This is a genomic window from Marinobacterium marisflavi, from assembly GCF_982447095.1.
This window is the reverse complement of record NZ_OZ457898.1, coordinates 2,752,329-2,770,779: the sequence shown is the minus strand read 5'-3', so window position 1 is coordinate 2,770,779 and position 18,451 is coordinate 2,752,329. Positions and strand designations below refer to the sequence as shown.

Annotated in this window: 18 protein-coding genes and 4 tRNA genes; 19 read left to right on the top strand and 3 right to left on the bottom strand. The window is 52.1% G+C overall.

Going from position 1 to position 18,451, the window contains the following annotated elements:
* The first annotated feature begins 2 nt into the window (after positions 1–2).
* The 8 genes from eno to rpoS all read left to right on the top strand — a co-directional run bounded on the left by eno (position 3) and on the right by rpoS (position 6,954).
* Entirely contained in the window at positions 3–1,298 is a 1,296-nt protein-coding gene (gene eno / locus AC1WNR_RS13665; RefSeq protein WP_481645043.1) for a phosphopyruvate hydratase, read from the top strand.
* Between the two features lie 64 nt (positions 1,299–1,362).
* A complete protein-coding gene (gene ftsB / locus AC1WNR_RS13660; protein WP_481645042.1) occupies positions 1,363–1,653 on the top strand; it encodes a cell division protein FtsB in 291 nt (96 codons plus the stop codon).
* The gene (gene truD, locus AC1WNR_RS13655) at positions 1,646–2,674 is read left to right on the top strand and encodes a tRNA pseudouridine(13) synthase TruD (RefSeq protein ID WP_481645041.1); all 1,029 of its coding nucleotides are present in this window, start codon (positions 1,646–1,648) and stop codon (positions 2,672–2,674) included. Before ftsB ends, truD begins: the two co-directional genes overlap by 8 nt.
* 49 nt (positions 2,675–2,723) lie before the next feature.
* The gene (surE, locus tag AC1WNR_RS13650; RefSeq protein ID WP_481645040.1) at positions 2,724–3,488 is read left to right on the top strand and encodes a 5'/3'-nucleotidase SurE; all 765 of its coding nucleotides are present in this window, start codon (positions 2,724–2,726) and stop codon (positions 3,486–3,488) included.
* 22 nt (positions 3,489–3,510) lie between these two features.
* Positions 3,511–4,149 (top strand): protein-L-isoaspartate(D-aspartate) O-methyltransferase, encoded by a 639-nt coding sequence (locus AC1WNR_RS13645; protein WP_481645397.1) that lies wholly within the window; start codon positions 3,511–3,513, stop codon positions 4,147–4,149.
* A 13-nt stretch (positions 4,150–4,162) separates the two neighbouring features.
* Positions 4,163–5,113 carry a polyprenyl-phosphate transporter gene (locus AC1WNR_RS13640; RefSeq protein WP_481645039.1) on the top strand — a complete coding sequence of 317 codons (951 nt, stop codon included), beginning with the start codon at positions 4,163–4,165 and terminating at the stop codon, positions 5,111–5,113.
* Between the two features lie 66 nt (positions 5,114–5,179).
* On the top strand, positions 5,180–5,869 hold the full coding sequence (locus AC1WNR_RS13635; protein ID WP_481645038.1) for a peptidoglycan DD-metalloendopeptidase family protein: 690 nt from the start codon (positions 5,180–5,182) through the stop codon (positions 5,867–5,869).
* 68 nt (positions 5,870–5,937) lie between these two features.
* Positions 5,938–6,954 (top strand): RNA polymerase sigma factor RpoS, encoded by a 1,017-nt coding sequence (rpoS, locus tag AC1WNR_RS13630; protein WP_481645037.1) that lies wholly within the window; start codon positions 5,938–5,940, stop codon positions 6,952–6,954.
* Between the two features lie 218 nt (positions 6,955–7,172).
* On the opposite strand, the gene fdxA is transcribed toward rpoS, so the two are convergent.
* Positions 7,173–7,496, bottom strand: coding sequence for a ferredoxin FdxA (gene fdxA, locus AC1WNR_RS13625; RefSeq protein WP_481645036.1), 324 nt, complete (start codon positions 7,494–7,496; stop codon positions 7,173–7,175).
* 26 nt (positions 7,497–7,522) lie between these two features.
* Positions 7,523–10,114: a DNA mismatch repair protein MutS gene (gene mutS / locus AC1WNR_RS13620; protein ID WP_481645035.1), complete on the bottom strand. Its 2,592-nt coding sequence runs from the start codon at positions 10,112–10,114 to the stop codon at positions 7,523–7,525.
* A 75-nt stretch (positions 10,115–10,189) separates the two neighbouring features.
* On the opposite strand from mutS, the gene AC1WNR_RS13615 reads away from it, so the two are divergent.
* The 10 genes from AC1WNR_RS13615 (at position 10,190) to AC1WNR_RS13570 (ending at position 17,210) form a co-directional block, all read left to right on the top strand.
* Positions 10,190–10,663, top strand: a complete 474-nt coding sequence (locus AC1WNR_RS13615) for a CinA family protein (RefSeq protein ID WP_481645396.1) — start codon at positions 10,190–10,192, stop codon at positions 10,661–10,663.
* Between the two features lie 88 nt (positions 10,664–10,751).
* On the top strand, positions 10,752–11,801 hold the full coding sequence (recA, locus tag AC1WNR_RS13610; RefSeq protein WP_481645034.1) for a recombinase RecA: 1,050 nt from the start codon (positions 10,752–10,754) through the stop codon (positions 11,799–11,801).
* A gap of 134 nt (positions 11,802–11,935) precedes the next feature.
* Positions 11,936–12,430 carry a regulatory protein RecX gene (locus tag AC1WNR_RS13605; RefSeq protein WP_481645033.1) on the top strand — a complete coding sequence of 165 codons (495 nt, stop codon included), beginning with the start codon at positions 11,936–11,938 and terminating at the stop codon, positions 12,428–12,430.
* Positions 12,431–12,537: 107 nt separating this feature from the next.
* Positions 12,538–15,132 carry an alanine--tRNA ligase gene (gene alaS / locus AC1WNR_RS13600; RefSeq protein ID WP_481645395.1) on the top strand — a complete coding sequence of 865 codons (2,595 nt, stop codon included), beginning with the start codon at positions 12,538–12,540 and terminating at the stop codon, positions 15,130–15,132.
* Between the two features lie 33 nt (positions 15,133–15,165).
* A complete protein-coding gene (locus tag AC1WNR_RS13595; RefSeq protein WP_481645032.1) occupies positions 15,166–16,401 on the top strand; it encodes an aspartate kinase in 1,236 nt (411 codons plus the stop codon).
* Positions 16,402–16,540: 139 nt separating this feature from the next.
* Positions 16,541–16,729 (top strand): carbon storage regulator CsrA, encoded by a 189-nt coding sequence (csrA, locus tag AC1WNR_RS13590; protein WP_481645031.1) that lies wholly within the window; start codon positions 16,541–16,543, stop codon positions 16,727–16,729.
* Positions 16,730–16,812: 83 nt separating this feature from the next.
* A tRNA-Ser gene (locus tag AC1WNR_RS13585) sits at positions 16,813–16,902 on the top strand.
* Positions 16,903–16,912: 10 nt separating this feature from the next.
* Positions 16,913–16,989, top strand: a tRNA-Arg gene (locus tag AC1WNR_RS13580).
* Positions 16,990–17,027: 38 nt separating this feature from the next.
* Positions 17,028–17,104: transfer RNA gene (locus tag AC1WNR_RS13575), tRNA-Arg, on the top strand.
* Between the two features lie 29 nt (positions 17,105–17,133).
* Positions 17,134–17,210, top strand: a tRNA-Arg gene (locus tag AC1WNR_RS13570).
* 91 nt (positions 17,211–17,301) lie between these two features.
* Here AC1WNR_RS13570 and AC1WNR_RS13565 read toward each other — a convergent pair.
* A complete protein-coding gene (locus AC1WNR_RS13565; RefSeq protein WP_481645030.1) occupies positions 17,302–17,733 on the bottom strand; it encodes a hypothetical protein in 432 nt (143 codons plus the stop codon).
* A 474-nt stretch (positions 17,734–18,207) separates the two neighbouring features.
* Here AC1WNR_RS13565 and AC1WNR_RS13560 point away from each other — a divergent pair, with 474 nt between their 5' ends.
* Entirely contained in the window at positions 18,208–18,447 is a 240-nt protein-coding gene (locus AC1WNR_RS13560) for an OadG family protein (RefSeq protein ID WP_481645029.1), read from the top strand.
* Positions 18,448–18,451: the final 4 nt, after the last annotated feature.

The following is an 18,451-nucleotide window of genomic DNA, read 5'->3' as shown; positions in this document are numbered from 1 at the left end:
CAATGTCAAAAATTGTAGAGATCAAAGGGCGCGAAGTCCTCGATTCTCGTGGTAACCCTACGGTAGAAGCGGACGTTACCCTCGAAGGGGGTTTCTTCGGTACCGCTTGTGCTCCATCTGGCGCATCAACAGGTTCACGTGAAGCACTTGAGCTGCGTGACGGTGATAAAAGCCGTTACCTCGGCAAGGGTGTTCTAAAAGCGGTGGGTGCGGTGAACGGTGTTATCCGTGATGCGCTGATCGGTATGGACGCAACAGACCAGCGCGCGCTTGATAACAAGATGCTTGAGCTGGATGGTACAGAGAACAAAGCGAATCTCGGTGCTAACGCGATTCTAGCGGTTTCACTAGCAGCAGCTAAAGCAGCGGCGGCAGCGAAAAACATCCCACTTTACCAGCACATTGCTGAGATCAACGGTACTCCAGGTCGCTACTCTATGCCTGTGCCGATGATGAACATCCTCAACGGTGGTGAGCACGCTGATAACAACGTTGATATCCAGGAGTTCATGGTGCAGCCGGTAGGTGCCCAGAGCTTTGCCGAGGCCCTGCGTTGTGGTGCGGAGATCTTCCACGCACTCAAAGCGGTGCTCAAAGCGCGTGGTTTGAACACCGCTGTTGGTGATGAAGGCGGTTTTGCACCTAACCTGGCTTCGAATGAAGAGGCACTTGTTGTTATCCGTGAAGCGGTTGCCAATGCGGGCTACGAGCTCGGTACCAATGTAACTCTCGCGCTGGACTGTGCAGCATCTGAGTTTTACAAAGATGGCAAGTACGACCTCTCAGGTGAAGGCAAAGTATTCGACTCTGAAGGCTTCGGTGATTACTTGGCGGCTCTTTCAGAGAACTACCCGATCGTCTCTATCGAAGATGGTCTGGATGAGTCTGATTGGGAAGGTTGGGCAAGTCTGACGAAGAAGATCGGTGACAAGGTGCAGTTGGTTGGTGACGACCTGTTTGTAACTAACACTAAGATTCTGACCCGCGGTATTGAGCAGGGCATTGGTAACTCTATCCTGATCAAGTTCAACCAGATCGGCTCACTGTCTGAAACTCTGGATGCGATTAAGATGGCTCAGGATGCTGGATTTACAGCTGTTATCTCGCACCGTTCAGGTGAGACTGAAGATACCACCATCGCAGATCTTGCTGTGGGTACAGCCGCAGGCCAGATCAAAACCGGTTCGCTCTGTCGCTCAGACCGTGTTGCTAAGTACAACCGTCTGATCCGTATCGAGGAAGAGCTCGGTGCTGCAGCGGCCTACAAGGGTCGTTCAGAAATTAAAGGTCAGGCGTAAGTCTGAGATGTGTTAAAAAAGGGGCGTTAGCCCCTTTTTTGTTTGCTAGATGATGGAGTGACGCGTGCGCTGGATTTGGAGCATTTTGATTCTGCTGCTGCTCGTTTTGCAGTACCGACTCTGGTTTGGTGAGCCCAGCCTGCCCGATGTTTGGCAGGTGAAGGAAGATATAGCCGAACAGAAGCGCATTAATCAGGACCTGCTGGAGCGTAACCGTCGTCTTGAGGCTGAGGTTCAAGATTTGAAAAAGGGTTTATCAGCACTCGAAGAGCGCGCTCGGTCAGAGATGGGGATGATTGGGGAGGGTGAGACCTTCTTCCAGGTGATTCCAGAACAGGAGCCCAAACGTGACTGATTTTCTGGATATGACGCTGCCCTGGCTCTTCGGTGAGCCGAAGAGCCGTGGGCAGATACGTGTCGAGCCTGCGGATTTTATCGTGCAGGAGGACCTAGGGTATGAGCCAGAGGGGGAAGGTGAGCATCACTATCTCTACATTCGCAAAACCGGCGAGAATACCGATTGGGTCGCACGTCAGCTAGCTAACTTCGCTCAGGTAAGTCCGCGAGATGTAGCCTATGCCGGCAAGAAGGATCGACACGCAGTTACCGAACAGTGGTTCAGTGTGCACCTGCCGGGCAAACGTAAACTGCTGAATTGGTCGATGTTTGGTGGTGACACCATTCAGGTGCTGAAGCAGAACAAGCACCGGCGTAAGATCAAATTGGGGAACCTGCGCGGGAATCGTTTCAAGCTTCGAATTCGCTCAGTCACCGACGACGCCGACCTTGCTAAGCGTGCTGAACTGATCCGTCAAGGTGTACCGAACTACTTTGGTGAGCAGCGCTTTGGTCAGCAGGGTAATAACCTAATCTCCGGTTTAGCGATGCTCAACGGTGAGTTAGAAGAGCGCCAGCGGGTGAAGCGCGGTCTATATATCTCAGCGGTGCGTTCGCAGTTGTTTAATAAACTGTTGGCGGCGCGTCTCAGAGAGGGTCTGTGGGACAATCTGCTGGAGGGTGATGTACTGATAGAGCCCTATACTCAGCGCTGCCAGTTGTGGGACGCAGATAACGAAGCGCAGCAACATAGTTTTACTCAGCGTGAACAGGTGTTGAGTGCACCGCTCTGGGGACGTGGTGAGCTCTATTCGCAGTCTAGCGCACGCGAATTTGAGCAGCAGCAGATGTCGGTTTATTCAGACATCTGTCAGCAGTTGGAAGAACTGGGCCTGAGGCAAGAGCGGCGCGCTGCACTCTTGGTGCCTCAAGGGCTTGAGTTGAATCAGGCTGCTGAAGGAGAATGGGAGCTGGAGTTTTCACTGCCATCCGGTAGTTTTGCCACGAGCATACTACGGGAACTGTGTCATTGGTCGTAGAGACTAGCTGAGAACCCGCCGTACCGAAGCAATATTGAAGTTCGAACTGATGAATATCTTAATATCAAACGATGATGGTGTTTACGCCCCCGGATTAGCGGTGTTGGCAAAGGAGTTGATGGCCGCCGGCCATCACTGCACCGTCATTGCACCTGATCGTAATCGCAGTGCTGCCAGCAACTCTTTGACGCTGGATAGGCCTCTAGAAGCGATCAAGCACTCCAGTGGATTTCTGGGAGTAAACGGTACACCGACAGATTGTGTGCATTTAGGCGTCTCGGGAGCTTTTACTGAGGGTGTAGTCCCGGATATTGTTGTTTCGGGGATAAATGCTGGCGCCAATTTGGGAGATGATGTCATCTACTCCGGTACTGTCGCCGCTGCAATGGAGGGGCGTCATCTAAGTTTGCCGGCGATCGCTGTCTCCACGGTTGATTTCCACCCACGGAACTATCAAACGGCTGCGCGTGTGGTCTCTCAATTGCTGACACAACTCGATAGTCTGGATGTGCCAGCGCGTACCGTACTGAATGTAAATGTGCCGGATATACCGTTTGACCAGCTCAAGGGTGTGCAGGTCGCTCGTTTGGGTCATCGTTTTGCCGGCGAGCCGCCACTCTGTGTGCTGGACCCCCGGGGTAAAGAGCGTTACTGGATAGCGGCTGTTGGTAAAGCGGCTGATGCGGGTGAAGGAACCGACTTTCATGCTGTCGCTAACGGTTATGCGTCGATTACCCCGTTGCAGATCGATATGACGAATCACAGTAGTTTGGCGAGTCTGACTCGTTGGATGGAGTCCGGTGCCAGTGAATGATGTAATTCGCCAAGGTATTGGCATGACTTCCAAGCGCACGCGTGACCGCCTGATCGCCCGACTACGCGAACAGGGCGTACGAGATGAGGCCGTGCTCGAAGTGATGGCAGAGACGCCAAGGCATCTGTTTATTGATGAGGCGCTGTCGCACAAAGCCTACGAGGATACGGCGCTGCCGATAGGCTTCAACCAAACCATCTCCCAGCCCTATATCGTTGCGAAGATGACCGAGCTGTTGTTGGCTCAGGGTGCTCGTGACCGTGTACTTGAGGTCGGTACCGGTTCGGGTTACCAAACAGCGGTGTTGGCGCTTTTGTGTCAGCAAGTGTTTAGTGTCGAGCGTATTTTGCCCTTGCAGCAGCGAGCGGCAGAGCGGCTCTCACTGCTACAGCTCAATAACGTTGAGCTTTACCACACGGATGGTGGCATGGGGCTGCCGATGAAGGGCCCTTTCGATGCGATTATGGTAACTGCAGCGCCTGAGGCTGTGCCTGAAGAGCTTAAACAGCAGCTGGCGATTGGCGGTGTGATGGTGATTCCCGTGGGTGGGGATGAGCAACGATTGATGCGTATAGAGCGTCGATCACAGACAGGTTTTGATACACAGATTGTTGAGTCGGTACGCTTTGTGCCGTTACTACAAGGAACTGTTCATCAGTAGCACGGAGAAAGGTGTGCAGCAGCGATCAGTTTGGGGCTATGTGAGGCTCCTACTTAAAGGCGTTTTAATGGGTGCGGCGGATGCTGTGCCTGGCGTGTCAGGGGGCACGGTGGCGTTTATTACCGGTATCTACGAGGAGTTGATTCACTCTATCCGCCGGTGTGATCCGCAAGCCCTGCAGGTGCTTTTTAAGCAAGGTTTAAAAGCGTTCTGGCAGCACATTAATGGAAATTTTTTGGTGACCCTGCTGGCCGGGATCGGTCTTAGTTTGGCGACCTTGGCACATATCGTTCTCTATCTGTTGGATCAGCACCCCGTGCTGCTTTGGGCTTTCTTCTTCGGCCTTATTATGGCGTCAGTCTGGTCTGTTGCGCGTCATGTTGGAGAGTGGACGTCTATTCGCACACTCACCTTTTTTGCTGGCTCGTTTTTCGCTTATCTCATTACCAGTTTGACGCCAGCGGCTGTTGAGGCGACGCCGATCTTTGTGGTGATCAGCGGAATGATTGCTATCTGTGCGATGATTCTGCCGGGCATCTCCGGCAGCTTTATTCTGCTGTTATTAGGTATGTATTCAACCATTCTGACCGCCGTTAAAGAGTTGCAGCTTGTGACAATGGGGCTCTTCGCGTTCGGCTGTGTCCTTGGCCTTCTCAGTTTTACTCGAGTGCTAAGTTGGGCCTTCAGCCGTTATCACTCATTAACACTGGCCCTGCTGGGTGGTTTCCTGTTGGGCTCTTTGAATAAAGTCTGGCCTTGGAAGTACACCCTCTCCTACACGATAAACTCAAAAGGGGAGAAGGTGCCGCTTGTTGAGCAGAATATTACGCCCCAGGCGTTTTTTGATCTCACTGGAGTCGATCCCCAAACGCTTGCCTGCGCGGTATTGGCAATAGTGGGTGCGTTGCTGGTGTTAGCGCTGGATCGTAATCGAGGATCGAGCAATTCAGAGGCTAAGGCTTAAATGCTTAGACCGGTTCTCGCTTTTGCCGTTCTATTTTTGGTCGGGTGCAGTACTGGCTACGCGCCGGTGTCTGATCAATCGCTGGGCGTGCGTCCTGAACCGACTCGATTGGCGGCGGGCGAGTACCGTGTTCAAAGTGGCGACACGCTCTTTGGTATCGCGTTTAAGTTAGGTGTGGATCCGCGCGAACTGCAGCGCACTAACAATATTCGTGACAAGAACCGTATTTTTGTAGGTCAGGTGCTTAAAACCGAGCCTGCCCCTAGCGGTCAAAAATCGGTCGCACCGCAAAAGGTACCGACAAAAACCAAGAAAAATTCTCAAAATGTGGTAAATTCTGAGCCTAGGAGTACCCCAGCAGCTGGAGAGGTTGCTGCAGCAACGAACATTAAGTGGCGTTGGCCGCATGATGGCAAGGTTCTTGCTAGGTATTCGTCTGCGGAGGGCGGAAACAAGGGTCTGGATATCTCTGGAAAGATCGGAGATCCTGTTTTTGCCGCAGCTGAAGGTACGGTGGTATATGCTGGTAGTGGCTTGCTAGGTTACGGAAACCTTGTCATTATCAGCCACAACCAAGACTTTTTGAGCGCCTATGCGCACAACAGCCGTATCTTGGTTCGCGAGAATCAAAAAGTTAAACAAGGCGAGCTTGTGGCCGAAATAGGTAATACGGGAGCAAGCGTGCCAATGTTGCATTTTGAGGTGCGCCGCGATGGACGCCCGGTAGATCCCTTAAGGTATCTACCGAAACGATAGGAATTCAAATCTGATTTCGCCAAGGCAGGTGTTCAGACTTTGCGCATGCATATTTGGGGCTGATAGAGATGAACTCAAAAACCAATGCTGGCCACGATGAGGACATCGAGTTAGTTGACGATGACGACTCGAGCGATGATGTTGAGGACAGCGACAACGATGGCGAAGAGTCTCAGGACAGTTCTCCGGAGTTTCTAAACTCAGGCCGGGGGCGTGGCAGCATGGCGCACCAGGATCTGGTTAATGCTAAGTCGCTCGATGCCACACAGCTGTACCTTAACGAGATCGGTTTCTCACCTCTGCTCTCAGCCGAGGAGGAGGTTTACTTTGGCCGTTTGGCGTTAAAAGGTGATGTGCCTGCACGTCAGCGGATGATCGAGAGTAACCTGCGCCTGGTGGTAAAGATCTCACGCCGTTATATCAATCGTGGTCTCTCTCTGCTTGACCTGATCGAAGAGGGTAACCTCGGTTTGATCCGCGCCGTAGAGAAGTTTGATCCGGAGCGCGGATTTCGCTTCTCCACTTACGCGACCTGGTGGATTCGTCAAACCATCGAGCGCGCGATTATGAACCAGACGCGTACCATTCGTCTGCCGATTCATGTCGTTAAAGAACTTAACGTCTACCTTCGTGCCGCCCGTGAGTTGGCGCAGAAACTCGATCATGAGCCGAGCCCAGAAGAGATTGCAGAGCATGTTGGCAAGCCGGTGGCTGATGTCGAGAAGATGCTGGGTCTGAATGAGCGTGTGGGTTCAATTGATATCCCACTGGGCGGTGATAACGAGAAGTCGCTGGTCGAGACCATTGCCGATGAAGATGGCCTTGATCCAGAGCAGCGTCTACAAGATGACAATATAACCGGCAATCTCAATAAATGGCTTGATATGCTGCCCGAGAAGCACGCCGATGTGTTGGCGCGTCGTTTCGGTCTGCGTGGTCATGAGATGGCAACGCTGGAAGAGGTGGGCCGAGAGATTGGCCTAACACGCGAGCGAGTGCGTCAGATTCAGGTTGAGGCGTTGAAGCGCTTGCGAGAAATATTGGAAGAGAATGGGCTGAATGCAGAGGATCTGTTTAGTCTTTAGAGGTATTGAGGATCAATGAAAAACGCCGGCAATTATGCCGGCGTTTTCGTTTGCAGTTTTGACTGCAATGTAGTGGATTGTATTCGGGACTGGGAAGGGGTCTACCAACTCGCTCGAGTCATCCCTGATCGCTCCGTGGCGGTTCCCTACCGCCAAGGGTAGGTAGACCCCTTTCCAGCCCCGAGGTCCAGGTGATCTATCTAAATTCGTTATGACGATTAACGCTCGAGATATTGGAGTTTATCCGGAACGTCCTGCCACTCGTCGGCATCGGGGAGGGCGGGTTTGCTCTGGTTTATGTTGGGCCAGAGTTCGGCCAGTTCTTGGTTGAGTGCGTAGAACTTATCCTGTTCGGGCGTGAGGTCATCTTCGTGCAAGATAGCGTCGACGGGGCACTCAGGTTCACAGAGGCCGCAATCGATGCACTCATCTGGGTGGATTACGAGGAAGTTGGGCCCCTCGTAGAAGCAGTCTACCGGGCAGACGTCGACGCAGTCGGTGTGTTTGCAGCGGATGCAGTTCTCGGTTACCAGGTAGGTCATCTATTACCCCTCCAAAAAGAGAAAAACTACTCTCTATTTAAACGCTTCAACTCATAGAGTAGTTCAAGTGCTTGTCGTGGGGTCAGATCATCTGGGTTGATCTGGGCTAGGCGATTATCCGACTCGGATGGCACTGGCGTGATGAATAGATCGGCTTGCGGGCTCATCGGCGCGGTGGGTTCAGCCGGGCGATGTGGGCTGGCCGTCGAGTCCTGTTCCAGTTGCTTTAGGCGTGCTTTCGCAGATTGGATAACGTTGCGTGGTACGCCGGCGAGTTGTGCAACCTGCAGGCCGTAACTCTGGCTGGCGGGCCCCTGTTTTACTTCGTGCATAAAGACGATGTGGTCGTTGTGCTCCACAGCGCTGAGGTGAACGTTTTCTACGCTTAGATTCTGCTCGGCAAGCTGTGTCAGTTCGAAGTAGTGGGTCGCAAAAAGCGTCAGTGACAGGCTCTTTTGTGCTAGATGCTCTGCAGCGGCCCAGGCGAGGGAGAGGCCGTCAAAGGTGCTGGTGCCACGGCCCACTTCGTCCATCAACACAAGCGAACGGTCTGTGGCGTTATGCAGAATGTTAGCGGTCTCAGTCATCTCTACCATAAAGGTTGAGCGGCCGCCTGCTAGGTCGTCCGAGCTGCCCATGCGGGTAAATATCTGATCAGTCAGGCCGATCTGGGCTTCGGTTGCTGGAACGCAGGAGCCGATCTGCGCCATCAGGGTAATTAGGGCGATCTGTCGCATATAGGTTGATTTACCGCCCATGTTAGGCCCGGTTATCACCAGCATCCGCTGTTCGCTGTTGAGGCTAATATCGTTGGCTACAAAGGGGGTATCAAGAACCCGTTCCACAACCGGATGGCGTCCGCCGGTGATCAGTATCTCCGCCTTATCAACGAGCGTTGGGCGTACGTAATCTAGCGTAGTCGCGCGTTCGGCAAGGTTCTGCAGAACATCGAGCTGCGCGAGTGCTTGTGAGCTAAGTTGTAGTGGCCCAAGTTGCGCTGCGAGTGTCTCAACGAGTTCGTCGTAGAGTGCCTTCTCGCGCGCTAAAGCACGGCTGCGAGCACTCAGGGCTTTGTCCTCAAACGCTTTGAGCTCCGGCGTGATGTAGCGCTCAGCATTCTTGAGTGTCTGGCGACGCTGATAGTCGATGGGCATATCGACCGCCTGCGCTTTGGTCACTTCAATGAAGTAACCGTGCACACGGTTGTACCCTACTTTTAGAGTCGAAATACCCGTGCGCTCACGCTCTCTCTGCTCGAGCTCAAGTAGGTAATTACCGGCGTTCTCGCTGAGGTTGCGTAGTTCATCTAGCTCGCTGTCGTAGCCTTCAGCGATGACACCGCCATCACGGATAACAACCGGTGGACCATCGATTACGGCACGCTCAAGTAACGATGCTAGCTCCGGAAATTCGGATATCTCCGCTGCAAGGGTCTGAATGCGCTCACTCTCTGCGCCGTGCAGAGAGAGCTGGATGCTCGGTAGCTGCGCAAGTGCGTGTTTTAGACGTTCAAGGTCGCGTGGTCGAGCAGACCGCAACGCTACGCGTGAGAGGATGCGCTCCATATAGCCGATGGCTTTTAGGTTGGGTTGCAGATCCTCAAAGCGGTAGTCCGAGCGTAGCCACTCAATCGCGCCCTGGCGTTGCATGAGCTCTACAGTGGCGCGCAGTGGCTGGTGGATCCAGCGGCGCAGTAGGCGACCTGCCATCGGTGTTTGAGTGCGATCCAGTACTGAGATCAGAGTATGGTCGCTGCCACCGGTTAAGTTGGTGTCCAGTTCAAGGTTTTTGCGTGTAGCAGCATCAATATGAACGGCTTCGGCTGCTTTATCGACCATCAATCGAGTAACGTGTGGCAGCGCTCCGCGCTGAGTGTCTTTGGCGTATTGCATCAAGCAGCCTGCAGCGGCAACGGCTAACGGCATCTGCTCGCAGCCAAAGCCGCTGAGATCACGCGTTTTGAACTGTTCGTTTAGTAGGCGTTCGCAGGTCTGTGGCTCGAAGGCCCAAGGGGGCTGGCGACGAATACCGGTGCGCCTAAGGTTGTCGATCCAATCTGCGTTGGCTAGTTCATCTGGTAGTAGCAGTTCGGCCGGCTTCATGCGCTCTAGCTCTGCGATCAGCGCATTCTCAGAATCGAGTTCAGACACAACAAAACGCCCGGCACTGATATCCAAGACACCCATACCGTAGCGACTGTTCTGTACAAAAATAGCCGCCAGTAAATTATCGCGACGCTCGTCTAGCAGAGCTTCATCCGTTAGTGTGCCAGGGGTGATTACACGAACAACCTGACGCTCTACCGGGCCTTTGCTGGTGGCAGGGTCGCCAATCTGCTCGCAGATCGCCACAGACTCACCGGCTCGTACGATCTTGGCAATATAGTTATCCGCCGAGTGGTACGGAATGCCAGCCATGGGGATGGGCTCGCCGCCGGACTTTCCGCGCGCGGTTAGCGAAATATCAAGGATATGCGCCGCGCGTTTAGCATCATCGAAGAAGAGTTCGTAGAAGTCTCCCATGCGATAAAAAACAAACTCATTAGGATGCTGCGCCTTAATTTTAAGGTACTGTTGCATCATCGGAGTATGCTGGCTGAGATTGCTTGTGTCGGTCATCGGCTTAACTTGGACGGCTCATCGGTTGTTGGATAATGTGTCAGCAATTCTACGCGAATTGAGAGGGGATTGAAGGTGGATTTAGAGGCGATTGCGCAAGAGGTAGGTGCTCAGTTAATGGCACAGGGTGCGGTGTTAGCAACGGCTGAATCCTGCACCGGCGGTTGGGTGGCGCAGACAGTGACATCTTTGGCGGGTAGCTCTAATTGGTTTGATGCTGGATTTGTGACTTATTCAAATCGTGCCAAGGAGCGAATGTTGGGTGTGCAGGCCCAGACGTTGATTGATCACGGAGCGGTCAGTGAAGCAGTTGTGCTGCAGATGGCGCATGGCGCTTGTGCTAATTCAAATGCCTCATACTCGGTCGCGATAAGCGGTGTCGCGGGCCCTGGTGGAGGTTCCGACGAAAAACCTGTAGGTACTGTTTGGATCGCGTGGATGACGCCTGAAAAAACTTCGGCAAAAAAATTTCTGTTTGACGGCGATCGTAAATTTGTTCGGAAACAAGCGGTTGCTGAAGCTCTGCAAGGGTTGTTGAAAACAAATTAGCACTCATTCCATTACGTTAGCTTGCATTATCTCAGAGATCTGTTTTAATACTGTTTATTAATACAGTACTTCTTCAGTGAGGCCCGTTATGGATCAAAACAGACAAAAAGCCCTAGACGCAGCACTTTCTCAGATTGAGCGTCAGTTTGGTAAGGGCGCCGTAATGCGTATGGGCGAGCAGCCACGTGAGGCAATTCCCTCTGTCTCTACCGGTTCACTGGGCCTCGATATTGCGCTCGGTATTGGGGGGCTTCCCTTTGGTCGTATCGTAGAGATCTACGGCCCTGAGTCTTCAGGTAAAACGACATTGACGCTGCAGGTTATTGCACAAGCGCAGCGTCAGGGTAAAACCTGTGCATTCGTTGATGCCGAGCACGCACTGGATCCGATTTATGCTGAAAAGCTTGGTGTTGATGTCGACAGTCTGCTGGTATCTCAGCCGGATACAGGTGAGCAGGCTCTTGAGATCACCGATATGTTGACCCGCTCTGGTGCGGTTGATGTGATTATCGTCGACTCGGTTGCTGCGCTAACGCCGAAAGCTGAGATTGAAGGTGATATGGGTGACTCGCATGTGGGCCTGCAGGCGCGTTTGATGTCCCAAGCGCTGCGTAAGCTGACAGGTACCGTTAAGCAGTCGAATACGCTGCTGGTATTTATCAACCAGATCCGCATGAAGATTGGTGTGATGTTCGGCAACCCGGAAACGACTACGGGCGGTAATGCCCTCAAGTTCTACTGTTCTGTGCGTCTGGATATTCGTCGCACGGGCGCGGTAAAACAGGGCGATGAGATTGTCGGTAACGAGACTCGTGTTAAAGTCGTTAAGAACAAAGTCGCCCCGCCATTCAGGCAGGCTGAATTCCAGATTATGTACGGTCAGGGTATCTACCATATGGGTGAAGTTATTGACCTGGGCGTGCAGCAGAAACTGGTTGAGAAAGCGGGCGCTTGGTACTCCTACAAAGGCGATAAGATCGGCCAGGGTAAAGCGAATGCCGCTAAGTTCTTGGAGGAGCACCCAGAGATTGCCAACGAGATCGAAACTGAGATCCGTAAGCAGCTGTTATCCGTTCCAGTGAAAGAGGATCCGGCAGATAAAGACTCGAAAGAGTCCAATGCAGAGCTGGACTTCTAAGCTAAATAATCTAAACAGGGGGCTCAATGAGCCCCCTGTTTCGTTAGAGCTTGCTTTGCAAGCAAAGAAAGCGAAATGCAGTCAGTTATAGCCTGTGTATCGAGTCGTTGTTTTAGTAGGTTGTGTTTATGACGATGCCGAAGCGATCAAAAGCCTCACGAGCAATCGAGACAGAGAGCGAAGCACGCTCCTATCTGTTCGATCTATTGGCCCGTCGTGACTATCCAAGGGCGCAACTTGCGCAGAAATTAACTCAAAGAGAGTGTCCGCCTGAAGTCGCAGCGAAGGTGCTAGATCAGTTTGAGGCGGATGGCTATCTCAGCGATCAGCGATTCGTTGAGTCGCAGGTGCGCCAGCGCTTTGAACAGGGTCAAGGACGCCGCAAGATCGAGTTTGAACTGCGCCAGAAAGGTGTCTCCAACCAATTGATTGAAGAAGCGCTGGGTGCCACAGATATTGAACCTAAGCAGGTGGCGCTGGATTACTACCGCAGGCGCTATGGCGAGACCGTTGCGCAGGATCAGAAAGAGCGAGCAAAGCGAATGCGGCATATGGCGGGTCGCGGCTTTGGTTTTGATGAGATCAATCATGCGATGCGCTATCAACTGGAGGATCCAGAGGAGTTTTAGCTGCTAAATCCTGCAATTAGGGTATTCGAACGAAAAGCATAGAGGTGTATACTATTGCGCCATTTTATGAATCCACTTGCAGGAACTCGGTTTACGCTATGAAACAGATGAGCAGCGCTGAAATTCGCAACGCCTTCCTCGATTTCTTTAAATCACAAGGGCACGAAATTGTTGCATCTAGCCCTTTGATTCCAGGGAACGACGCCACCCTTCTGTTTACCAACGCCGGTATGGTGCAGTTCAAGGATGTATTCCTTGGGACCGATAAGCGTAACTACAGCCGCGCGACAACTTCGCAGCGCTGTGTTCGCGCAGGTGGTAAGCACAATGACCTTGATAACGTCGGTTACACGGCGCGTCACCACACCTTCTTTGAGATGCTGGGTAACTTCAGTTTCGGTGACTACTTCAAGCAGGACGCTATCCGTTTTGCTTGGACATTCCTCACAGAGACACTGGGCCTGCCGAAAGAGCGTTTGTGGGTGACGGTTCACCACAGTGATAGTGAAGCTGAGAAAATCTGGAAAGAGGAGATCGGTGTAGATCCCGAGCGCTTCTCCAAACTCGATGAAGATAACTTCTGGGCGATGGGTGACACTGGCCCTTGTGGCCCGTGTACTGAGATCTTCTTTGACCACGGTCCTGAGGTCTGGGGTGGTCCTCCAGGAAGTCCTGAGGAGGATGGTGATCGTTACATCGAGATCTGGAACGTTGTATTCATGCAGTACAACCGATCAGCCGATGGCGAGATGACACCACTTGAGCGCCCGTCGATTGATACCGGTATGGGTCTAGAACGAATTGCTGCAGTTATGCAGGGCGTCCACTCTAACTACGAGATCGACCTGTTCCAGAATCTGCTCAAAGCGGCTGCAGCTACGATTGACTTTGACGACCTGTCGAACAAATCACTGCGTGTAATTGCTGACCATATTCGCTCATGTTCATTCTTGATTACCGACGGAGTTACGCCATCGAATGAAGGTCGCGGTTATGTTCTGCGTCGTATTATGCGCCGAGCGATCCGCCACGGTAACAAGTTGGGCGCAACTGAGCCGTTCTTCCACAAGCTGGTTGCTCCGCTGGTTGCAGAGATGGGTGAAGCCTACCCTGAACTGGCGAAAATGCAGGATCAGGTTGAGCGCGTTCTGTTAAAAGAGGAGGAGCAGTTCGCTCGCACTCTTGATAAGGGTATGGCGCTGCTGACCGATGCAATCGCGAATTTGAGCGACAAGGTAATTCCCGGCGAAACAGTATTTAAACTTTATGATACCTACGGTTTCCCTGTAGATCTCACCGCAGACGTTGCCCGTGAGCAGGAGTTGACCATCGATATGGATGGATTTGAGGCTGCGATGGCTGAGCAGCGTGAGCGCGCGCGTGCATCAGGCAGCTTCAACGTTGATTACAACGATGCGATCAAACTCGATGGCGAGACCGAGTTCTCTGGTTACGAACATTTAGAGGACCGCGTTGAAGTCGCTGCTTTGCTTTGCGAGGGTGAATCAGTACAGCAACTGAGTGCCGGTCAGAGTGGCATCGTCGTTCTCAAACGCACGCCTTTCTATGCCGAGTCTGGCGGCCAGGTCGGTGACACGGGTTCACTCAGCTGGGACCGCGGACAGTTTGCGGTGACGGACTGTACCAAAGAGGGTCGTAACCATCTGCACCAGGGTACGGTGACTGAGGGTGTTATCGAAGTTGGCGCAACGCTGGTAGCCGAAGTTGATAAGCAGAAGCGTCAGGCAGCGGCACTTAACCACTCTGCAACCCACCTGCTGCATGAAGCCCTGCGTCGCACGCTCGGCGATCATGTGCAGCAGAAGGGCTCTCTCTGTGATCCAGAGCGTCTGCGTTTTGACTTCTCCCATTTCGAAGCAGTAACCGCGCAGGAGCTGGCTGTTATCGAAAAGATGGTGAATGACGAGATTCGTAAGAACTCAGCGGTAACGACCGAAATTATGGAGCTCGAAGCCGCAAAGGCTAAAGGTGCTGCAGCGCTCTTTGGTGAAAAATACGACGATATGGTTCGTGTCCTGGGTATGGGTGATGGTTTCTCAACCGAACTCTGTGGTGGTACACACGCCAAGCGCACGGGTGATATCGGCTTAATGAAGATTGTCTCAGAGAGCGGTATCGCTGCCGGCGTGCGTCGTATCGAGGCGGTCACTGGCGAAGCGGCAATGCAGTGGTTCAGCCAGAGTGAGTTGTTGCTCGGTGAACTCGGCGGTATGGTGAAATCGGGTCGTGACTCGTTGGTTGATAAATACCGTGCTCTGAACGAACGCAATCGTTCGTTGGAGAAAGAGATCGAGCGTCTCAACGCTAAACTTGCCAGCGCTCAGAGTGGAGAGTTGATCTCTTCTGTAGTTGAGATCGATGGCATTAAACTGCTTGCAACTAAGATCGAAGGAGCGGACGCAAAATCCCTGCGCGATATGCTTGATCAGCTGAAGAATAAGTTGGGTTCAGGTGTGGTTGTACTCGGTGCAGAGGATGGCGAAAAAGTAAGCTTGGTTGCTGGTGTAACCAAAGACCTGACTGATCGTGTCAAAGCGGGCGATTTGATCCGTAATCTTGCAGCCCAAGTTGGCGGCAAGGGTGGTGGTCGTCCAGATATGGCGCAGGGTGGCGGTACAGATCCTGCGGCACTGCCAGCAGCGATCGCAAGTGTTGAAGCGCTGGTGCGCGCAGCAGTCTAACGCGACCGAACAGCTGAGAAGGAATATTAGGGAATGGCTTTATTTGTACAGAAATATGGTGGCACCTCGGTTGGTACGGTTGAGCGTATCCAGGCGGTAGCCGAGAAGATCAAGCGCTTCCGCGATCAGGGCCACGATATCGTTGTTGTTGTTTCTGCGATGAGCGGTGAGACCAACCGATTGATCGGTCTGGCGAAAGAGATTCAAGAGACCCCTGACCCACGCGAGTATGACGTGTTGGTTTCGACCGGCGAGCAGGTGACTATCTCACTGCTGAGTATGGCGCTGAAAAACCTAGGTCTGGATGCGCGTTCATATACCGGTGCGCAGGTGCGGATTAAAACGGACAGTTCGCATACCAAAGCACGAATTGAAGACATTCAAACCGACCTGATGCGCCAGGATCTGGATGCGGGTCGCGTAGTGGTAGTTGCGGGCTTCCAAGGTATGGACGCAGAGGGGAATATCACCACTCTGGGTCGTGGTGGTTCGGATACTACCGGTGTAGCACTTGCAGCTGCGCTAAAAGCGGATGAGTGTCAGATCTACACCGATGTTGATGGCGTTTACACAACCGACCCGCGCGTTGTCGAGAGCGCGCAGCGTCTTGATAAGATCACTTTCGAAGAGATGCTTGAGATGGCAAGTCTCGGTTCGAAGGTACTGCAGATTCGTTCAGTCGAATTTGCGGGAAAATATAAAGTACCCCTGCGAGTGCTCTCGAGCTTCCAAGACGGTGGCGGTACGCTGATTAGTACAGAGGAAGAAGATACAGTGGAAAAGCCAATTATCTCTGGTATCGCGTTTAACCGCGATGAAGCGAAACTGACCCTGATGGGTGTGCCCGATCTGCCTGGCGTTGCATCACGCATTCTTGCACCAATCAGTGATGCAAACATTGAAGTGGATATGATCGTCCAGAACGTGGCTGCTGATCAAACTACTGACTTCACTTTCACTGTGCACCGTAATGACTACGACAAGGCGTTCGCGATCCTCAAAGAGGTTAACGCGATGCTGGGCGGTCGCGAGTGCGTAGGCGACAACAAGATCGCGAAAGTTTCGATTGTCGGTGTGGGTATGCGCTCACACGCAGGTGTTGCGAGCAAAATGTTCACGACTCTGGCTGACGAGAACATCAATATCCAGATGATCTCTACCTCTGAGATCAAAGTCTCCGTTGTGATGTCTGAGAAGTACATGGAGCTAGCAGTGCGTGCATTGCACTCTGCCTTTGACTTGGATAAATCTGATACTGTTACAGGCTAAGCAGAATCTGCAGACTGGTCTATAGTAAATATCAGTCTGCAGTTACTTAGGTTTGAGCTAGGATTTCACGTAGGAAGAGTGAACTCGAACATTGATGCTAATCCGCAGTTAGGTTTAAACGGAATTTAAGGAAGAGATCATGCTTATTCTTACGCGTCGTGTCGGAGAGACCCTCATGGTAGGGGACGACGTTACCGTGACTGTCTTAGGTGTCAAAGGCAATCAAGTTCGTATTGGTGTTAACGCACCTAAGGACGTAAGCGTCCACCGAGAAGAGATTTACCTGCGCATTCAGCAGGAGAGTGAGCCAAACGAGGCTTCGTCGTAAACTTTTCCCCAGATTTCCTCAGTTTTCGAGAGTAAGTGCTTTAACTTTCTAAGACGGTCTTGTACTATACGCGCCGTTGTTGTGGAGCGGTGGCCGAGTGGCTGAAGGCGCACCCCTGCTAAGGGTGTATACGTTTACGCGTATCGAGGGTTCGAATCCCTCTCGCTCCGCCATCAAGATTAAGCGCCCGTAGCTCAGCTGGATAGAGTACCTGGCTACGAACCAGGCGGTCGCACGTTCGAATCGTGCCGGGCGCGCCAATCTTGATCAAAAACAGCAACAGCGAAATGCTGAATAAGCGCCCGTAGCTCAGCTGGATAGAGTACCTGGCTACGAACCAGGCGGTCGCACGTTCGAATCGTGCCGGGCGCGCCATTTCAGCAAAATCGCACCCGTTATACCAAGCGCCCGTAGCTCAGCTGGATAGAGTACCTGGCTACGAACCAGGCGGTCGCACGTTCGAATCGTGCCGGGCGCGCCATATTCAACAAAAAAGCCACCTATAAGGTGGCTTTTTTGTTGAACTGGCTTGCCCAGCCGCTTCCAGGTGCCCGTTCGACTCTGTCACGCGTTTAAGTCTTCTCTCTCGGTTCAAAAAGCTCAGCTGAGGTAGGCACTGCGAAGCCTGTAATCGCAGCCAGGCACACATCAATCACGCGATCCTCAAGTGTTTCGTGGGGCCACACCTTGGTTGCATCTTCCCGAGACAAAAACTTAAACGGCTTCTCCGAAAAATAACAGTCCAATTCGATCATGTCAGTGGGTCCGGACTCTAATGGGCCCTCAGTTGAAACAATCACACCATAGTAAGTCTCGTTATACCCGGTCCTGCCGGTTACAAAGTGAGTAATCAGCCCCATCGTCTTACAGATCTGTCTCAAATCATGACAAGTGTTCTCGTTTACCAGGCCAACAACAAATGAGCAGTTATTCAATATTGCTTGTCGTAAATGAGTGATAACTGGCTGAGCAGCGTCTGGGTTGTTCAATTTTATTTTCAACATCGCTCTACTGTACCTGTTACCCGAGTTAGGTCGAGAAATGAAAACTTTTTCCAGAGTTTACAAAGAGTGTTGTAACCCCGGCTACTCATCATTATAGTTCACATGTAAGCGCTTACATAAGGTTTATGTGGTTCTAAATGTGCTCTATTTCTTTACTGGAGATCCTCCAAGGAAAAGTTGAGATATATTCAATTATTGAGTGTGTCGCTTTTTGTTGAACTGAGCAGGCGGTAGAGGGCTGCAGAGTCCGCGCAGATTGTGCATTTGCGAAATGGTCACTTTTTAAAATGTAATATTTCCGACATTTATAGAACTAATTAGTCCTTATGTAGGCTTGCGAATTAGGTGTGCATGTGGGATAAAGTGCAACGCGCCGGTAAAAGGATAAATATTCCAAAGATGGAATTTTAATTCTATTTAGTAAATGTCTGCTCAGCGCGCAGACCATAAGTTAGGGTAAGAGAGGAGTTTGGGATGGAAAACCTGCTGACTGAGGGCCTGTCGTTAATGGGCTTTGGTATGGGCTTTGTGTTTGTATTCCTTACACTGCTGGTATTTGCGACCAGCCTGATGTCCAAGTTTGTGACTAAGTTCATCCCTGAACCTGTGGTCTTACCGAGAGCAAAACCAGCAGCTCCGGTTGCTGCTGGTCAGAACAAAGATGAGTTGCTTGCCGTTTTGTCGGCTGCCATGCATCACCATCGTTCAAAGTAATATA

Coding starts and splice junctions, on each gene's coding strand:
- eno (WP_481645043.1), top strand. CDS start 3: ATGTCAAAAATTGTAGAGATCAAAGGGCGCGAAGTCCTCGATTCTCGT.
- surE (WP_481645040.1), top strand. CDS start 2,724: ATGAATATCTTAATATCAAACGATGATGGTGTTTACGCCCCCGGATTA.
- rpoS (WP_481645037.1), top strand. CDS start 5,938: ATGAACTCAAAAACCAATGCTGGCCACGATGAGGACATCGAGTTAGTT.
- AC1WNR_RS13565 (WP_481645030.1), bottom strand. CDS start 17,733: ATGTTGAAAATAAAATTGAACAACCCAGACGCTGCTCAGCCAGTTATC.
- AC1WNR_RS13560 (WP_481645029.1), top strand. CDS start 18,208: ATGGAAAACCTGCTGACTGAGGGCCTGTCGTTAATGGGCTTTGGTATG.
- AC1WNR_RS13645 (WP_481645397.1), top strand. CDS start 3,511: ATGACTTCCAAGCGCACGCGTGACCGCCTGATCGCCCGACTACGCGAA.
- mutS (WP_481645035.1), bottom strand. CDS start 10,114: ATGACCGACACAAGCAATCTCAGCCAGCATACTCCGATGATGCAACAG.
- recA (WP_481645034.1), top strand. CDS start 10,752: ATGGATCAAAACAGACAAAAAGCCCTAGACGCAGCACTTTCTCAGATT.
- alaS (WP_481645395.1), top strand. CDS start 12,538: ATGAGCAGCGCTGAAATTCGCAACGCCTTCCTCGATTTCTTTAAATCA.
- csrA (WP_481645031.1), top strand. CDS start 16,541: ATGCTTATTCTTACGCGTCGTGTCGGAGAGACCCTCATGGTAGGGGAC.
- AC1WNR_RS13595 (WP_481645032.1), top strand. CDS start 15,166: ATGGCTTTATTTGTACAGAAATATGGTGGCACCTCGGTTGGTACGGTT.
- AC1WNR_RS13605 (WP_481645033.1), top strand. CDS start 11,936: ATGCCGAAGCGATCAAAAGCCTCACGAGCAATCGAGACAGAGAGCGAA.
- fdxA (WP_481645036.1), bottom strand. CDS start 7,496: ATGACCTACCTGGTAACCGAGAACTGCATCCGCTGCAAACACACCGAC.